Source organism: Ochrobactrum sp. P6BSIII (assembly GCF_014138065.1).
Taxonomy (GTDB): domain Bacteria; phylum Pseudomonadota; class Alphaproteobacteria; order Rhizobiales; family Rhizobiaceae; genus Brucella.
In genome coordinates this window covers 228,211-246,012 of sequence record NZ_JACGXB010000004.1, presented here as the reverse complement: position 1 = coordinate 246,012, position 17,802 = coordinate 228,211, and the positions used below count along the sequence as shown (strand labels likewise).

Genomic DNA, 17,802 nt, shown 5'->3' with positions numbered 1-17,802 from the left:
CAAGAGAGCCTATATTTGTCGCAAATTGATTACTTTTTAATCATACATTCGGTATCGGGATCACTCTTCCACACCCCAGCGATAGGCACCGCCTTGCAAAGGTGCCGCCTTTAGTGCCACTCTGCTAAGGAAATGGAAGAGAAGAGAAAATTTTGCCTAAGTTTTTGAAACTGGCACGCTTCATGCTTCTCCTACAGTGAAACGGGCACAACGCTCATTTCTGAAGAAAAGCGGAGACCATTCTCTGATGAAAAAGATCGAAGCCATTATTAAGCCCTTCAAACTCGATGAAGTGAAGGAAGCCCTTCAGGAAGTCGGCTTGCAGGGTATTACTGTCATCGAAGCCAAGGGCTTTGGACGACAGAAAGGTCATACCGAGCTTTACCGCGGCGCCGAATATGTCGTCGACTTTCTTCCCAAGGTGAAAGTCGAAGTCATTGTAGCGGATGAAACCGTCGACAACGCGATTGAAGCCATCCGCAAGGCAGCCCAGACGGGCCGCATCGGCGACGGCAAGATTTTCGTCTCCAACATTGAAGAAGTCATTCGCATCCGCACCGGTGAATCCGGCGTGGACGCCATCTGATTGACATCAGCCTACCTATCCTTCGTCGTGCAAACAGGGAATTAAAATGACGACCGCCAACGATATTCTGAAACAGATCAAAGACAACGACATCAAGTTTGTGGACCTTCGCTTCACCGACCCGAAGGGCAAGCTCCAGCACGTCACGATGGATATCGGCCTTGTTGACGAAGAAATGTTCGTTGACGGTGTCATGTTCGACGGCTCGTCGATCGCCGGCTGGAAGGCCATCAACGAATCCGACATGGTTCTGATGCCCGATCCGACGACGGCTCATATCGACCCGTTCTTCGCCCAGTCCACGCTGGTCATTCTTTGCGACATTCTCGAGCCGATCTCGGGCGAAGCCTACAGCCGCGATCCGCGCACGACCGCAAAAAAGGCGGAAGCCTACATGAAGTCGCTCGGTATCGGCGACACGGTCTATGTCGGCCCGGAAGCCGAATTCTTCGTCTTCGACGACGTGAAGTACAAGGCTGACCCGTACAATACGGGCTTCAAGCTCGACTCGACCGAACTGCCGTCCAACGACGACACCGACTATGAAACCGGCAACCTCGGTCACCGTCCGCGCGTCAAGGGCGGCTATTTCCCGGTTCCGCCGATCGACAGCTGCCAGGACATGCGTTCCGAAATGCTCACCGTTCTGACGGAAATGGGCGTAACGGTTGAAAAGCATCACCACGAAGTGGCATCGGCTCAGCACGAACTCGGCGTCAAGTTCGACTCGCTCGTTCGCAACGCCGACAAGATGCAGATCTACAAGTATGTCGTGCATCAGGTTGCCAATGCCTATGGCAAGACCGCAACCTTCATGCCAAAGCCGATTTTCGGCGATAACGGCTCGGGCATGCACGTTCACTTCTCGATCTGGAAAGACGGCAAGCCGACCTTTGCTGGCAATGAATATGCCGGTCTGTCGGAAAACTGCCTGTTCTTCATCGGCGGCGTCATCAAGCACGCCAAGGCTGTGAACGCATTCACCAACCCGTCGACCAACTCCTACAAGCGTCTGGTTCCGGGCTATGAAGCTCCGGTTCTGCTGGCCTACTCGGCACGCAACCGTTCGGCTTCCTGCCGTATTCCTTTCGGCTCCTCGCCGAAGTCGAAGCGCCTTGAAGTTCGCTTCCCGGATCCGGCTGCCAACCCGTATCTCGCCTTCGCATCCCTGCTGATGGCTGGCCTCGACGGCATCAAGAACAAGATCCATCCTGGCCAGGCCATGGACAAGGATCTGTACGACCTGCCTGCAAAGGAACTCAAGAAGATCCCGACCGTTTGCGGCTCGCTTCGTGAAGCGCTCCAGTCGCTCGACAAGGATCGCGAATTCCTGAAGGCCGGTGGCGTGTTCACCGACGACCAGATCGACTCGTTCATCGAGCTGAAGATGGCCGAAGTGATGCGTTTCGAAATGACCCCGCATCCGGTCGAATTCGACATGTACTACTCGGTCTAATCCATGGGTAAGCGGGGGCGCTTGCGCTCCCGCAACTCCAAGAGTTACCGAGGGGAACGACGCGTTTTTAAAAACGCGCGAAAGAAAACCCGGATTCATGGCCGGGTTTTCTTTTTGTTATCAGTGCTTTGGATAAGCTATCTAAGAAATGGGTTCAGAGCGCCTTGAGTATACGCGCCGCGATCATCATTTCGACTTCGCGTGCCTTACGCCGCGCCGCAGCTTCGGCGTCTTCGCCCCACTGCTCAGTCGTCCAGTCTTCATCAATATGCGCCAGCGACCAGCCGTCTTCGGCGGACACTTCGTCCTTGGCAATAGCCAGCGCAATGATGGCCGAACCGGTCAGGGTCGTCATCGTGTGAAGCGAGGCGAGCGCAATCGGATCGTTGAAAGCAGACAGATGAATGCCAAATGCCGTGATCGCCTCACGCGGCTGCTCGACATGCATGACACCTTCGGCGAGCGCAAAACGGGCGCCAAGTGTTTCCGCCCAGTCGATCAGTGGGTCCCAACGCGCTGTCTGGCGGGAAACGAGTTCCTGTGGTGCGTCGGCGCGATAGCACAGCAAGTCCGTGCCTGCGAAACGTAACACATCCTCAAGCACCGCCTGCGGGTCTTGTGCAATACCGTCAATGGCGGTGTTCACAAGCCGGGTGGCAGGCATTTTGCCCGGATCGATGACCTTTTCCTGCGCGCGAAACTCTTCAGCGACGATTTCTGCTGCAGCAACCGTCGGCAGTAGCAGAAGGCTGCGCGCGGGCGTCTTCACGGGGCGACCATCAAGATGAACCGCAAAGCCACCATCGACTTCGGCGACATCCACCCGCTCATAAAAGCGTTTCGGCAGCTGCGCCTGCATCAGCTTCTGGGCCCGAATGATGGGATTCTCGTCGGAAAGCTGCTTACCAGCTTCAAGATCGCTCAAAGTATCACGCATGGGTCTTTCCAATTTTTAAAGCGTATCCATTGCTTTCAGCAGCGGATGAAGGTCGTGCGGCGTGCTCAATATGTGCTGTGCACCGGCTTCGACAAGCGCCTGTCGGTCATGATAGCCCCATGACACGCCTGCCGCCAAAGCGCCAGCCGAGCGGGCCATCTGCATATCGTAGATCGCATCGCCGATAACAATGGTTCGGTCGGGTTCTATCCCCATTTCCGCGCAGGATTCAAGCACCATCGCCGGATGGGGCTTGGACGGGCAGTCGTCCGCCGTGCGAATGACCAGAAAATGCTTCCCAATGCCGTGGCGTTCGAACACCGCATGAACGCCGCGACGCGACTTGCCCGTAACGATCCCCAAAAGCAGATCATCCCGCTCCCCAAGTTCCGTCAGAAGCGGCAGAATGCCATCATAAAGCGGTTCCTCAAAATCCGGCGCCTGTCGCAGGCGAATGAAATTTTCTTTATAGCGCTGCGTCAGCCAGTCGACTTGCTCGTCCGGTTCGCGCCCCAGCAACTGCGCTATGGCCAAAGGAAGCGACAGGCCGATGATCGAATGCGTCTCGGCCTGCTGTGGCGGCGTCAGCCCTGCATCGGCAAAGCTTTCCGCCATGCAGCGATGAATGAAGTCACCGCTATCCACCAGAGTGCCGTCGCAATCGAAAAGAACGAGTTTCATCGTGCTGTTGCCGCCTTTGCCGGTCGATTGATTATGATCAGGCCGAGGCCAATCAGGACCATGGCTGCGAATATCTTCCAGCTCAATGCTTCACCCAGAACGATGCCGCTTAGCAATACGCCAAAGGCCGGCGTGAGAAAGGCGAAATTGGAGAGTTTCGAGGCCGGATAGCGGTTCACCATCCAGAACCAGAGCGGATAGGTGAATGCAACCACGAAGAAGGACTGAAACAGCAGCGAGATCACCGAAAGAACATTCGGATCGCGAACGAGCGGACCGGCGAAGCCGATGAACGGCAACGGAACCAAAGCGGCAACGACAAGCTGGTACAGCAGGATTTTCTCCGGAACGGCATAAGCAAGCTTGCTGCGCTTGATGACCAGTGTGGTCAGCCCCCAGAGAATACCTGAAACGAGCGCCAGAAGATCGCCATAGAACGCATATGGCCCCGGTCGGCTGACGTGGTCGGAAAAGACGATGAACACGCCGAGAAAAGCCACGCACATGCCGACAAAGGCACGGACAGACATGCGTTCGCCGAGCAGGAAATGACTGCCGATTGCCACCCAGAACGGCATGACATTCATCATCAGGGTCACGCGGCTGACATTTGTCAGGTCCATCGAGATGAAAATCAGCACAAACTCAGTGCCGAAAAGCAATCCTGCAAGGATGCCGGGCAGCAGAGTCCCGTCTTTCCTGAACAGCGGAATGCGCCGCCAGAAACACCAGAGAAACACGCATATCCCGCCCAAAACCGAACGGGCGGAAGCCATCAGCATCGGGTTAAAACCCTGATTGCCGATCTTCACAGCAACCTGATTGAGCCCCCAGCTGAACATGATGAAGATGACCAGAGCAATGGCCAGCCCATCGAAAGAAGCCCGGCCTTGCGCCGTCCCCCCATTTTCCCCTGCCATTTCACTTCTTCTTTATGTTGTCAGTCTTCCGCACTGTCCTCGTCGAAGCCGAGCAGGTTCCACGACTGCACCATATGCGGCGGCAACGGTGCGGTCACGTCGATCACACCACCCGATGGGTTGGGGATGCGGATGCGACGCGCATGCAGATGCAGACGCTTCTGAATGCCGCCGGGGAACTCCCAGTTCTGGTCGGCTTCGAAATATTTTGGGTCGCCGATGATCGGATGACCGATATAGGCGGCATGGACGCGAAGCTGGTGCGTGCGGCCCGTATAAGGCTCCATTTCCAGCCAGGTCAGATTGTTGCCCGCCTTTTCGATGATGCGGTAATAGGAAACCGCATGATCGGAATCCGGCTCACCGTGCTGGCAAACGCGCATCTTGTCGCCATCGGGCGTCTGTTCCTTGACCAGCCATGTCGAAATCTTGTCTTCGCGCTTGCGTGGAACGCCCTTCACCAGAGCCCAGTAGGTCTTTTTCGTGTCACGCTCGCGAAATGCGGCGGTCAAAGCCTGTGCAGCGCCACGTGTGCGGGCAACGACCAGCACACCAGACGTATCGCGGTCGATGCGGTGCACCAGACGCGGCTTCTCGCCTCTTTTATTGCGCCAGGCTTCCAGCATGCCGTCAACATGACGCGTCAATCCCGAACCGCCCTGCACGGCCAGACCGGCGGGCTTGTTGAAGACAAACACTTTCGGGTCTTCATAAATCAGCATTTGCGAAAGAACGTCGCCGTCCTGCTGGCTGCGGATGGTGCGCGCCGTGACCGGACCGGACGCCTTTTCGTCGACGCCGAGCGGCGGAATACGAACCATCTGGTTCGCCTGAAGACGCGTATCAGCCTTGGCGCGACCGCCATCGACGCGAACCTGACCGGAACGCAGCAGTTTTTGCAGATGACCGAAGCCCAGCCCAGGAAAGTGAACCTTGAACCAGCGATCAAGACGCATGCCCGCCTCGCTCGTATCCACAATCTTCTGTTCAACGCCTGCCATGGAAAAACCCGATCAATATCTTTCTGAGGCGCGACCGCGCGCGCCAACTTGTTAATCCTGTCAATAGACGTGAGTTTCCCCGATTGCTAGTGCAATTCCGGAAAACTGCGATTTGACGCCTTTCAGGCCACTTGCGCCCAATATTGGACGAAAAAGGCCAGAATCTTCACAGTCAGTTACATACGTTTTTAATTTATGGTCGGTTCTGACACCCAATAGCCACTTCTTCCCGACATTAGATATTGATAGAACAGTGGGGTCGTACCATTTAGCCCCGTAAATAGAACGAGCGGGAGTGCGAAAGTGTCATTGCTCAAAATATACTGGCGAGCCATGGAATATCTTGCGGTTGAGAAAGCCGCAACGATATCGATGTGTGTTGCGAGTGTCCTCGTTGCCCTTGTTACGCTGGCCGAACCGATCCTGTTCGGTCAGGTCATTCAGGCTATCTCGGATAAGGGGGATATCATTTCCCCTCTATCGATGTGGGCCGCGCTTGGCGTCTTCAACATCATCGCAGCCGTTTTCGTGGCGCGTGGTGCGGATAGGCTTGCGCATCGCCGCCGTCTGGGCGTGATGATCGACTCCTATGAGCGCCTGATCACCATGCCCCTCGCCTGGCATCAGAAACGCGGCACGTCCAATGCCCTGCACACGCTGATCCGCGCAACGGACTCGCTCTTCACGCTCTGGCTTGAATTCATGCGTCAGCACCTGACCACGGTTGTGGCACTGGCGACGCTTATTCCGGTCGCCATGAACATGGACATGCGTATGTCGCTCGTCCTGATCGTGCTCGGCGTGATCTATGTCATGATCGGTCAGCTGGTCATGCGCAAGACCAAGGACGGCCAGATGGCTGTCGAAAAGCACCATCACAAGCTGTTCGAGCATGTCAGCGATACGATCAGCAATGTTTCGGTCGTGCAGAGCTATAATCGCATTGCCTCTGAAACGCAGGCGCTGCGCGACTATGCGCGCAATCTGGAAAAGGCACAGTTTCCGGTTCTCAACTGGTGGGCACTCGCCAGTGGTTTGAACCGCATGGCTTCGACCTTTTCTATGGTGGTCGTGCTGGTTCTCGGCGCTTATTTCGTGACCAAAGGCCAGATGCGCGTTGGCGACGTGATTGCCTTTATCGGCTTCGCACAGCTGATGATCGGCCGTCTCGACCAGATCAGCGCCTTCATCAACCAGACCGTGACGGCACGCGCCAAGCTCGAAGAATTCTTCGAAATGGAAGATGCGACTGCCGACCGTCAGGAACCGCAGAATGTGGCCGATCTGGAAAACGTCAAGGGCGACATCATTTTCGACAATGTCACCTTTGAATTCCCGAATTCGGGTCAGGGCGTCTATGACGTTTCCTTCGAGGTGAAGCCCGGCCAGACCGTCGCCATCGTTGGCCCGACCGGTGCAGGCAAGACCACGCTGATCAATATTCTCCAGCGTGTGTTCGATCCGGCTGCTGGTCGCGTGCTGATCGACGGTGTCGATACGCGCACTGTCAGCCGGCGCTCGCTGCGTCATGCGATTGCCACCGTGTTTCAGGATGCCGGTCTCTTCAACCGTACCGTCGAGGAAAATATCCGCGTCGGTCGTGAAAACGCCTCGCATGAAGAAGTCCATGCCGCAGCCAAGGCTGCCGCAGCCCACGACTTCGTTCTTGCCAAGGCCAATGGTTACGACACGGTCGTCGGCGAACGCGGTTCGCAGCTTTCGGGTGGTGAACGCCAGCGTCTGGCAATTGCCCGCGCGATCCTGAAGGATTCTCCGATCCTCGTGCTCGACGAAGCGACTAGCGCGCTCGACGTCGAGACCGAAGAAAAGGTGAAGCAGGCTGTGGACGATCTGAGCCAGAATCGCACTACCTTCATCATCGCGCACCGCCTGTCGACGGTTCGCTCGGCGGATCAGGTTCTGTTCATGGACAAGGGCCATCTGGTCGAACGCGGCAGCTTTGACGAGCTCGCAGCCCGTGGCGGTCGTTTCTCCGACCTGCTCCGTGCCGGTGGCCTGGCTCTCGAAGACAAGCAGACCACCAAGAAGTCCGCAGAGGGCAGCGCTGAAGGCACCCCGGAAGGCAGCAATGTGATGCCCTTCCCGGCCCGCGCCTGATTGCGCACCACACGAAACAAAAAGCCCGGCAGAGATGCCGGGCTTTTTTGTTTAGAGCGGGATTTCAAACCGGAGCCCGTCATAGCCGGGCTCAACATTATCGGGCGTTTCACGCAGCACTGTCTCGTAGTCGAGCGGCACATGCATATGCGTGAGAATTGCCCGCTTGGGCGCAAATAGCTCAATCCATTCCAGCGCCTGCTCAAGCGAGAAATGGCTCGGATGCGGGCGATATTGCAAAGCGCCGAGGATCAGCACATCCGCATGTCGGACATAACGCAGGCTCTCGTCCGGGAATGCGCTGACATCCGTGCAATAGACGACATTGCCGATGCGGAAGCCAAGCGACTCGATATCGCCATGGATCTGACGGAATGGTTCGAACCGTATTTCACCGCCTGCACCGTCGATGGTGAAGGGTGTTTCAGCTGCAATATCATGCATGCTCAAGATCGGCGGATAGCTTGAGCCCGCCGGTGTCTCGAAGCAATAGCCGAAGGCATCATAAAGCCGGTTGCGCGTGAAGCGATTGGCATAGACATCCATCAGGCGACGATTATCCACCACATAGGTGCGCAGATCGTCGATCCCGTGAATATGGTCGGCATGCGGATGGGTATAGACCGCCGCATCAAGCGAATGCACGCTGGCATTGATCATCTGCGTGCGGAAATCCGGCCCCGTATCGATCACCACTGTCGTATAGTGGCCGTTCGCATTGAAACGCTCCACCAGCAGTGACGTACGGGTGCGACGGTTTTTCGGGTTTTCCGGATCGCAATTACCCCAATCGCCATTGATGCGCGGCACGCCGGGCGACGAACCGCAGCCCAGAACCGTGAAACGCAGGCAATTTCGGGGAGAAGTCACGCTCAAACTTCCTCTGAAGGCCGAGGCATCTTGGAGAACAGCCTGAACACGTTGTCGCTCGTGATACGGGCGATTTCGTCATTGCTCACGCCAATCGTATCGGCCAGCATGGCAGCGGTGTGCTGCACGAAAGACGGTTCGTTGCGCTTGCCGCGATGCGGCAGCGGGGCGAGGAACGGCGCATCCGTTTCCACCAGCAGGCGGTCACGCGGAACGATGGTGGCTATTTCACGAATTTCCGGCGAGTTCTTGAAAGTCAGAATGCCGGAAAAGGAAACATAACCGCCCAGTTCAATGCCTTTTTCAGCCAGTGCCCGTCCGGAAGAAAAGCAATGGAGAATGAAAGGGAAAGCGCCCTTGGCCGTTTCCTGTTCCAGAACTTCGGCCATATCATCGTCTGCACTGCGTGCATGGATGACAAGCGGCAGCTGCGTCCGGCGCGCGGCTTCGATGTGAACGAGAAACCCCTGACGCTGCGCTTCGGGCGGAGCGTAGTCGTAGTGATAATCGAGACCCGCCTCGCCTATGGCGACAACCTTCGGATGGTCCGCAAGGCGCACAAGATCGTCAGCCGTAATGTCCAGTTCTTCATGCGCGTTGTTCGGATGAGTACCGACCGAGCAATAGACAGACTCATAGGCCTCCGCGATGGCGCGGATCGTATCGAATTTGCGAACGCGCGTGGAGATCGTCACCATGCGCTTGATCCCGGCATCGAGCGCGCGCTGTACAACAGCATCGCGCTCCGGCTCGAAATCGGCAAAGTCGAGGTGACAATGGCTATCGACAAGCATCATCGCACTCAGTTCTGCTCTTCTGTTTCCACATAGCGCGGGAAAACCGGCTGCGGGGCTGGCAGATCGGCACCGCCGACAAGCTGGCTTGCTGCCACGTCAGTGAACTGACGCTTGTCGGCAGGGACCGCCAGAATGTCGAGCAGCTTTTCTGCCGATTGCGGGATGAAAGGCTGCACCATGATGCCGACACGGCGAATGACTTCTGCCGTCACATAGAGCACGGTACCCATGCGCGCCGGATCGGTCTTGCGCAGCGCCCAAGGCTCCTGACCCGCGAAATAGCGGTTGGCTTCCGCGACTACAGCGAAGATCGCGCCAAGCGCCAGATGCAGCGCCTGATCGTCCATGGCTTTACGCGCCGTTTCCAGCGCTGCATCAGCCTGATCGAGAATGGCCTTGTCGGCATCCGAGAATTCGCCCGGCTGCGGAACCTTGCCTTCGCAATTCTTGGCGATCATCGACAGTGAACGCTGCGCCAGATTGCCAAGATCGTTAGCGAGATCGGCATTGGTGCGGTTGACGATAGCATCATGGCTGTAGCTGCCGTCCTGACCGAACGGCACTTCGCGCATCAGGAAGTAGCGCAGCTGATCCAGACCGTAACGCTCGACCAGACCGAACGGATCGATGACGTTGCCGAGCGACTTCGACATTTTCTCGCCGCGGTTGAACAGGAAGCCGTGTGCAAAAACGCGCTTTGGCAGCGGAATACCTGCCGACATCAGGAATGCAGGCCAGTAGACCGCATGGAAACGCGAAATGTCCTTGCCGATGATATGCGCATCGGCTGGCCAATAAGCCCACTTGTCGCTGGTCGTATCGGGATACCCAAGCGCCGTGATGTAGTTTGTCAGCGCATCGACCCAGACATACATGACGTGCTTTTCGTCGCCCGGCACCGGAATGCCCCAATCGAAAGTGGTGCGCGAAATCGACAGGTCCTTCAGACCGGACTTCACGAAGCTCACAATTTCATTGCGGCGTTCGGCAGGCATGATGAAGCCCGGATTCTTTTCATAAAGCTCGAGCAGCTTGTCCTGATATTGCGAAAGACGGAAGAAATAGCTTTCCTCTTCAACCCACTCGACAGGCGTGCCTTGTGGACCGTAGCGAACATTATCCGCACGGACTTCGGTTTCTTCCTCGCCATAATAGGCTTCGTCGCGAACCGAGTACCAGCCCGCATAGCCCCCCTTGTAGATGTCGCCATTGGCAGCCATTGCCTGCCAGATGGCCTGGCTGGCCTTGTAATGGCGCTCTTCAGAGGTGCGGATATAGTCGTCGTTCGAGCTGTTCAGCACCTCGGCCATGCGACGGAAAGCTTCAGTATTGCGGTCTGCAAGCTCGCGAGGCGTGATGCCTTCCTTGCGCGCGCTTTGCAGCATCTTGATACCATGCTCGTCCGTACCGGTCAGGAAATGCACATCCTTGCCGTTCAGGCGCTGAAAACGCGCCATCGCGTCGGTTGCAATCAGTTCATAAGCGTGACCGATATGCGGCTTGCCGTTAGGGTAAGCAATCGCGGTGGTGATATAGTATTTTTCGCGGCTCATTATGGACCCGGTCTTTCGATGTTTGAAAGCGCGCCTGACCGTTTGCGGGAACGATCACCAGACACACACAAGATAAAATCGTCGGCTGTGACATAAACCATGTGAGCGGTCATGTCACGCCACAGTGCAGCAAGTTGGGCTTATCTGGAGCTACGACCCGGCACCGGTGTGAAAAGCGCGATGCGTCTTCTCCAGCAGGATCACAACCGCTTGCTTGCGATCAAGATTATAGGTTTCGGCATCGACGATCTCGCGACCGAGGTCGCTCCAGAATCGTGACCACTGATCGGCCTCGCGTAATTGCCCCGCCTCAGCGCGCCTGCGCGCTTCAGCAGCGATGCGCTCCATCAGATGGTCGCGGAAGAGTTGATACTGTATTTCAGCCTCGCGACCGGTCAGCACACTGGCCAGCGCCTGTGCCTTGGGCAAATCGAAAGCTGGCCGTTCCAGTATCCCATCGACCGTGTCGGAAATCTCGATGCCGCCGTGCGCCACAAGCAGAAGGGCCTTGCGCACGCTGCCTTCCGCGCGTTCCAGCAGCGTCGGCGTGACACTTGCCGCGTCTAGTCCGATGTGTGCACCCACATGGGACAGTGCATCCTTCATGGCCACTTCGTCCAGCGGGCGCATCTGGATGCTCTGGCAGCGCGAGCGGATGGTCGGCAAAAGGCGACCGGATGAATGCGAAACCAGCACGAACAGCGCGCGTGCTGGCGGTTCTTCCAGCGTTTTCAAAAGCGCATTGGCCGCATTGCGGTTCATGTCATCGGCAGGATCAACAATAACGATACGCCATGCATGGTCCGAAGCGGTGCGTGTCAGAAAATGCGTGACGCGGCGGATTTCCTCGACCGTGATACCCGTGCGGAATTTGCCGGTCTTCTGATCGAATGGGCGGTTGATATGCAACACCGCCGGGTGCATTCCACCCGCAATCTGTCGCCAAAGCGGCCTTGCGAAATCCGGCGTGCCAATGTCTTCCGGCGCATTAGCCTGATCGCCATGGCTCAGCATGTGTCCTGCCAGATGGAAGGCCAGCGTCGCCTTGCCGATGCCCTGCTCGCCCTCAAGCAGCAACGCATGATGCATCCGGCCTTCGCGATAGGCCTGCGCCAGAAAGCGCGTCACCTCTCCGTGGCCGGTCAGATAATCGCTCGCGGACGGCTCCGGAATGCCTTCAATGGAATCATGCGCCTTGGGGACGTCGAGTTCGTCGATCACAACAGCCCCTTCTTTTTCAAGAGTTCACTGGCCAGTGCGCCGATATCCTCGGCGATTTCTTCCTGCGGTCGATCGGCCGCGACAACCTTGCAGCGCTCAGGCTCTGTTTCAGCAATGGCCAGAAATGCCTGACGGCGCGCCTCATGCACGGCAATATCTTCCTTTTCAAAACGATCCGCAGTCTCGTTCCCACGGCGTTTCCCTGCGCGAGAAAGCCCTTTTTCAGCGGGAATATCGAGAATGATCGTCATGTCAGGAACAGCACCGTCGATTGCAATGCGTTCAATCGCCGCCATATAGGTCCCATCGAGATTACCGGTCACACCCTGATAGGCGCGACTGGAATCGATGAAGCGATCACACAGCACAACACGCCCCTCGGCAAGCGCCGGGCGGATCAGCTGATCGACATGATCGGCGCGGGCCGCCGCAAACAACATCGCCTCCATAGCCGGGCCATAGCTTTCGGCATTGCCGCTCAGGATGACGTGCCGCACAGCCTCGGCACCCGGCGAACCGCCGGGCTCACGCGTAATGACGGGATTAAATCCGTTTGCGCGCAAATATTTGGCCAGCAAGGCGATCTGCGTCGACTTGCCTGCACCTTCGCCGCCTTCGAATGTGATGAATAATCCTGACACTCTGGCTTCCGCATTACGTTCTGAAAAGATTCAATCGCCACAAGAACTTGATTCAAGTTCATACCGGCCTTTGGCGGTCAGGTCGAGAATTTTGAGCACATCCCAAAAACTGTCTAAAGATATTTCCGCAACCAGCCGGTCGAGAGTTCAACCGCGCTGCTCCAGGCTCTCTGAGCAAGAGAGCCTTCTTCTACAGATTGCGCTGCATATAGCGGCACTTGCTGAACCATGTTGCCGTTGAGGTCAAATTCCAGAAGACCGATCTTGCTGTCCGCTTCAACCGGCGCATGCAGCGGTCCCTCATAAATGAACCGCGCTTTCAGCTTCTCCCGCCCCTCTTTTGGCAGCAGCAATTCGACATCATCTTTGACTTTCAGCGAAACGCTGGCCTGCGTGCCGCCAAAGACCTGCGCTTCACCGACAATATCGTTTGCCGAATAAAGACGCATATCGTCAAACGACGTCATGCCCCACTGAATGAGCTTTCTGGCTTCCTCTTCGCGTTCCTTGACGCTGGCAAGACCGCTCAATGCCAGAAACAGACGCCGCCCATTCTGCTGCGCCGATGCGACGAGAGCGTAGCCCGATGCTTCCGTATAACCGGTGCCCATGCCATCCGCGCCAACGTCCAGCCGCAACAGCGGATTGCGATTGCGCTGCGTGATGTTGTTCCAGGTAAAGGCTTCCTGCGAATAATATTTGTAGAAATCCGGGTGAGCCGAGTGAATATGGCGCGCAAGTTTGGCCAGATCATCCAACGTGACCGACTGTCCGTTTGCTGGCAAACCAGTCGAATTCACGAACACTGAATTGGAAAGACCAAGCTCCCTGGCGCGCTGGTTCATCCGCTCTGCGAAACTTTGCTCGCTTCCAGCCAGTCCTTCAGCCAGAACGATCGCACCATCGTTAGCCGACTGAACAATCAGCCCTTGAAGAAGGTCCGCGACGGTCGGTGACGACTTGATGCGGGCGAACATGGTGGATGTGCCCGATGGAGCGCCGCCGGTGCGCCATGCATTTTCACTGACCGTATAGGGCGTTTCGAGCGTCGTCTGGCCTTTTTCCAGCGCTTCAAACACCACTTCCGCCGTCATCAGCTTGGCAAGCGATGCGGGCGGGATTGGCGTTTCTGCACCTTTTGAGAGAAGCACAGTGCCGCTGCGATCATCGATCAGCAGGGCTTGCGGAGCCTTGACCACGAGCGACGTCTCAACTGGTGCAGCGACAGACACAAAAGACGTCAGAACGGCAGCGATTCCCACCGTTCCTGCTGCTAAAACCCCAGCAATTCTCGAATGAAGCCCCATGGAAATCCTGTCACGACCGCACTGAACGCAAGCTTACGCAACGAATTCGACCAAAATCAATCCTTCAAACCGCATCACTCAAATATGATGCGATTGAACCGCTCTTCGTGTCTGAATCAAAAAGCAAAAAGGCTTACGGCTTTAGATCAGACACTCAGTCCATGCGCACGACAAATGCGTTCGCTGCTCCAGCCTTCCAGGCTGCGCGCAGCAAGGCATCGTTACCGCCCTTTTCCGCAACGGCGGTCAGTTCATAGAACTCGCCCTTTTCAGTCGGCACCTTGGTGCGGCTGATTTTAGCTGTTTTCGGAAGTGCGCGCTGCATCTTTTCAGCAGCTTCAAGCGTGTCGAACAGGCCCAGCTCGACATATTCGCCGTGCTCTTCCGCGTTGCGGCGCTTCCATGCACTCGATATAGCGCTTGGCGTCAGGATGCTGCCATAAGTGCGCTCTTTGGTATAGGCGCTCGCGGCGATCCGGTCAGACGCATAACCAGCCAGTCCGTTGATATGACCGGCATTAGCCATACCAAAGCTGGAATTCGGCTTGCGCGACGGCGTCGGCACATTCGGCGGCAAAATCGGTGCGGGGCCGGAAGCATCACCATAAGCCGGATTGACCGAGAACGGCGATTCCTGCGGAACAGGCGCATAGCCTGGCATAGGCGCGCTTTGCGGGGCCATGGCGGGCATCGGAATGCGGGATTTCGGCGATGTAGGCGTCGGACCATTCATGGCCATCATCACGCCCGTTGCTGGCTGGCCGATCATGTCGCCGCCAGACGGACGGTAGGATGCCAACAGATAGGCGTCGTCGTTGCCTTCCAGCGGCGCGCGCCCGACATATTCGACTTTCACATTGGCGGTGCCGTGATGCTGGTAGTCGAGCATTTCCGCCGCCTTCTGCGACAGATCGATCACGCGGTTATATTCGTAAGGGCCGCGATCATTCACGCGAACAATGACGGAGCTGCCAGTGTCCATATTGGTCACGCGGGCATAGCTCGGCAGCGGCATGGTCGGATGCGCTGCGGTCAGATGCGCCATATCATAGACTTCGCCATTGGCGGTCAGACGGCCATGAAAGGCCTCGCCATACCAGGACGCACGGCCGACAGCCGTATAGTTCTTGTCTTCTTTCGGATAGTACCAGCGGCCCTTGACCTTGTAAGGCTGGCCCGTCTGATCGCGTCCGCCGCCGCGCGGCAAAGGCTTACCGGTGCCATAGGCAACACGGGGGCTGGCTTTCACGCCATATTTGGACTCAGCGAAATATTCCTTGGAGCGCTTGGGTTTAGGCTTGCCCTGTGGAGGCGTGGCGCAACCAGCAAGAGCAACGGCAATAGCCATGAAGGTCATCATGGCGACCGAGCCGCGTTTGTCACGCAACATCGCCGCCTTCTCGCTGACCGAAATTTTCAGCCCACGCTTCGAACTCATACGCCACACGCCCGTTACTCGACAGGCAGCCAAAAACGCTGGCTGCACTTTACATAAATCCAGTGATGTCACCGATTTATTGACGGATCATTAAAACTTTCAGAAAAGCTGTAATTTGAGTCGATACACGCACAAGATGATTAACGGTGCAGCGCGCCGCCTCCCTGAATTGTGGAACCAACCAGCCTCCCACAGAGTTGGAAACATACAACAAGGAGAACATCATGTTTCGAGCACTCATCCTGTGGCTTCTGGGCGTACCATTCATCCTCGTGCTGATTATCTGGTATTTTTTCTTCTAAAGACGGAACATTCGGAGGAGTATCCCGTTTTGGAAGTGGCTCTCTTGACCTCTGAGCCAGTCACCTAACGTCATGATTAGGCCCGCGCTTCATAGCTGCGGGCCCTTTTTTTGACTAACTTTCAGCCACTACGCGCCGATGGAGCCGGAATAAGGGCATTGATCGCCCGCCGATGCAGCTTGAAATGCGCCGGCGTCCAGGTGGAAAGCTCACCATCAGTATTGACCGCGCGCGGCTTCTTGGTGCGGATAATCACCTCTGTGGTGGGAAAAGCGCGCACATCATCCCATTTCGACTGTGTGCCTCGCCGCAAGCTTGGCAACAGCCGAAGCAAATGCCACCAGTGGTCGACTTCGAGGCTGTAGAAATCCAGCTTGCCGTCATCGATGGCAGCGTCCTTTTCAACGGCCATACCGCCACCGTAGAACTTGCCATTACCGACCGACACCTGCAGGGTTTTGATCTTTTCGGTGATGCCGTCATGTTCGAGATAGGCTGTAAACAGCTCTGAACGCATTAAAATGCGCGCTGCGACGATACCATAGCCGAGCTTGCCCCATTTCTTTTTCGCGTCCGCGCTCAACTGCTGCGCAAGTTCGGCGCTAAACCCGATGCTCGCCACATTGAAATAGAGATGACCATTCACCTCGCCCAGATCGATGGGATGAGTTTCATAAGCGACGAGCTGACGTGCCGCCTCAACCGGATCGGCTGGGATGCCTACAGTGCGGGCAAAATCATTGGCTGTACCAAGCGGCAAAATGGCAAGCGGCATGCCGGTCTCAATAAGCCCTTTTGCAGCCGCATTGAGTGAGCCGTCTCCGCCGCCAATGACGACCAGATCATGGTCCCTCTCGCGTGAGATGACATCCGAGATGGTTTCACCCTCGCGAGGTTGATGCTCGAACAACTCCAATCCGCCGCGCTCAAGTTCCGTTCTCATCATGCCGCCAAACCCCTTCCCGTTACGGGCATTAGGGTTCACGATCAGCAATGCGCGACGCTTGGTTGTCTTCGCCATGTAGTATCCGTCAATCGATTTCGCTCTTAGTCCGCACCTTGGAGAACCGCCGGGCGGGACTCCGTGTTCAGCAAATGGCGACAGATTGACGGATATCAATATGCGACAGCGCTAATTCTCGCGCCACGACAGCAGAGTTGAAGACGGTAACAGCGCGTGATCAAAAGCAAAGAGGCGGCACGAATGCCGCCTCTTTCACGAAGCCGTTCTTATTTGAAGCTCCCAGTTTCAATGCATCGGCATCGGACCGACAAAATCGGCATGGTCATCGCCGTTCAGATTGCTCTGCCAGTCCACGATGACCTTCTGTCCAACCCTGACATTGGGATGTGTATTCGGGAAAAGTTCGAAACTCTGACCATTATCCAATGTCACGACCTGGCTCGCGCGATCATAGGCCTTCAGTTTTCCGATAGTGAAATCTTCTGCGTGTGCCGCAAAGGCAAAAAGCGAAACACCTGCTGCGACAGCAGCCATAAGATGGTAACGCATCCTAGTCTTCCTCCAGACAGCGCAATCGAATTGCGCTCCTCCGATGGTCCGTCAACTCGCAGGTTTCTTCGATGATCCTATCTCCGAAGAACACCAATACCTGTCGGGCCGGGCCATACTTATAAATAAGACAAAATATTCTTATTTTCATGGCGCTTTCGATCAATAAGGATCACGGTCAATCACAGCTTTGCGACTGAAGGACAACTTTCTTCATGATGGATAGCGTTGCCGTGATCTTACAGATTGACGGGCTCGGCAAGAGAACATAGCTTGTTTCCCAGAGTGCAAAACTCTTCGATCTGATTGAGCCAGAATAGGCTTCAAGATACTGAAATATCTTGCAGATTGCGGGTATGATGTAATGGTAGCCTGTCAGCTTCCCAAGCTGAACGCGCGGGTTCGATTCCCGCTACCCGCTCCAGTTTTTGCCGCCACTCAAAACCAATTGCTGTCTTAAC

Annotated in this window: 16 protein-coding genes and 1 tRNA gene; 4 read left to right on the top strand and 13 right to left on the bottom strand. The window is 56.3% G+C overall.

Going from position 1 to position 17,802, the window contains the following annotated elements; translation table 11 throughout:
* Positions 1-247 precede the first annotated feature (247 nt).
* Positions 248-586, top strand: a complete 339-nt coding sequence (locus FHW00_RS07595; RefSeq protein WP_078338549.1) for a P-II family nitrogen regulator — start codon at positions 248-250, stop codon at positions 584-586.
* Positions 587-632: 46 nt separating this feature from the next.
* Positions 633-2,042, top strand: a complete 1,410-nt coding sequence (gene glnA / locus FHW00_RS07590; protein ID WP_078338548.1) for a type I glutamate--ammonia ligase — start codon at positions 633-635, stop codon at positions 2,040-2,042.
* 154 nt (positions 2,043-2,196) lie between these two features.
* Here glnA and FHW00_RS07585 read toward each other — a convergent pair whose 3' ends face one another.
* Genes FHW00_RS07585 through FHW00_RS07570 form a run of 4 tightly spaced genes read right to left on the bottom strand, consistent with a single transcriptional unit; the run spans position 2,197 to position 5,581 of the window.
* On the bottom strand, positions 2,197-2,979 hold the full coding sequence (locus FHW00_RS07585) for an ATP12 family chaperone protein (protein WP_078338547.1): 783 nt from the start codon (positions 2,977-2,979) through the stop codon (positions 2,197-2,199).
* 15 nt (positions 2,980-2,994) lie between these two features.
* Complete coding sequence (locus FHW00_RS07580) at positions 2,995-3,660, bottom strand: HAD-IA family hydrolase (RefSeq protein ID WP_078338546.1); 666 nt, start codon at positions 3,658-3,660, stop codon at positions 2,995-2,997.
* Positions 3,657-4,580: a DMT family transporter gene (locus tag FHW00_RS07575; protein WP_078338545.1), complete on the bottom strand. Its 924-nt coding sequence runs from the start codon at positions 4,578-4,580 to the stop codon at positions 3,657-3,659. Before FHW00_RS07575 ends, FHW00_RS07580 begins: the two co-directional genes overlap by 4 nt.
* Positions 4,581-4,600: 20 nt before the next feature.
* Complete coding sequence (locus FHW00_RS07570; protein WP_078338544.1) at positions 4,601-5,581, bottom strand: RluA family pseudouridine synthase; 981 nt, start codon at positions 5,579-5,581, stop codon at positions 4,601-4,603.
* A gap of 303 nt (positions 5,582-5,884) precedes the next feature.
* On the opposite strand from FHW00_RS07570, the gene FHW00_RS07565 reads away from it, so the two are divergent.
* Entirely contained in the window at positions 5,885-7,699 is a 1,815-nt protein-coding gene (locus FHW00_RS07565) for a glucan ABC transporter ATP-binding protein/ permease (protein WP_078338543.1), read from the top strand.
* A 51-nt stretch (positions 7,700-7,750) separates the two neighbouring features.
* Here the strand turns inward: FHW00_RS07565 and FHW00_RS07560 are convergent, their stop codons facing one another.
* The 9 genes from FHW00_RS07560 to FHW00_RS07520 all read right to left on the bottom strand — a co-directional run bounded on the left by FHW00_RS07560 (position 7,751) and on the right by FHW00_RS07520 (position 17,341).
* Complete coding sequence (locus tag FHW00_RS07560) at positions 7,751-8,569, bottom strand: MBL fold metallo-hydrolase (RefSeq protein ID WP_078338542.1); 819 nt, start codon at positions 8,567-8,569, stop codon at positions 7,751-7,753.
* 2 nt (positions 8,570-8,571) lie between these two features.
* Positions 8,572-9,363, bottom strand: a complete 792-nt coding sequence (locus FHW00_RS07555; protein ID WP_078338652.1) for a TatD family hydrolase — start codon at positions 9,361-9,363, stop codon at positions 8,572-8,574.
* Between the two features lie 8 nt (positions 9,364-9,371).
* The gene (metG, locus tag FHW00_RS07550) at positions 9,372-10,919 is read right to left on the bottom strand and encodes a methionine--tRNA ligase (protein ID WP_078338541.1); all 1,548 of its coding nucleotides are present in this window, start codon (positions 10,917-10,919) and stop codon (positions 9,372-9,374) included.
* 150 nt (positions 10,920-11,069) lie between these two features.
* On the bottom strand, positions 11,070-12,140 hold the full coding sequence (locus tag FHW00_RS07545; RefSeq protein WP_078338540.1) for a DNA polymerase III subunit delta': 1,071 nt from the start codon (positions 12,138-12,140) through the stop codon (positions 11,070-11,072).
* On the bottom strand, positions 12,137-12,781 hold the full coding sequence (gene tmk, locus FHW00_RS07540; protein ID WP_078338539.1) for a dTMP kinase: 645 nt from the start codon (positions 12,779-12,781) through the stop codon (positions 12,137-12,139). Before tmk ends, FHW00_RS07545 begins: the two co-directional genes overlap by 4 nt.
* A 113-nt stretch (positions 12,782-12,894) precedes the next feature.
* A complete protein-coding gene (locus FHW00_RS07535; protein ID WP_078338538.1) occupies positions 12,895-14,088 on the bottom strand; it encodes a D-alanyl-D-alanine carboxypeptidase family protein in 1,194 nt (397 codons plus the stop codon).
* A 154-nt stretch (positions 14,089-14,242) separates the two neighbouring features.
* Positions 14,243-15,526: a septal ring lytic transglycosylase RlpA family protein gene (locus FHW00_RS07530; protein ID WP_078338537.1), complete on the bottom strand. Its 1,284-nt coding sequence runs from the start codon at positions 15,524-15,526 to the stop codon at positions 14,243-14,245.
* A gap of 423 nt (positions 15,527-15,949) precedes the next feature.
* Positions 15,950-16,849 carry a lipid kinase gene (locus tag FHW00_RS07525; RefSeq protein WP_078338536.1) on the bottom strand — a complete coding sequence of 300 codons (900 nt, stop codon included), beginning with the start codon at positions 16,847-16,849 and terminating at the stop codon, positions 15,950-15,952.
* Between the two features lie 228 nt (positions 16,850-17,077).
* A complete protein-coding gene (locus tag FHW00_RS07520; protein WP_078338535.1) occupies positions 17,078-17,341 on the bottom strand; it encodes a hypothetical protein in 264 nt (87 codons plus the stop codon).
* Positions 17,342-17,691: 350 nt separating this feature from the next.
* Here FHW00_RS07520 and FHW00_RS07515 point away from each other — a divergent pair.
* Positions 17,692-17,765: transfer RNA gene (locus FHW00_RS07515), tRNA-Gly, on the top strand.
* The last annotated feature ends 37 nt before the right edge of the window (positions 17,766-17,802 follow it).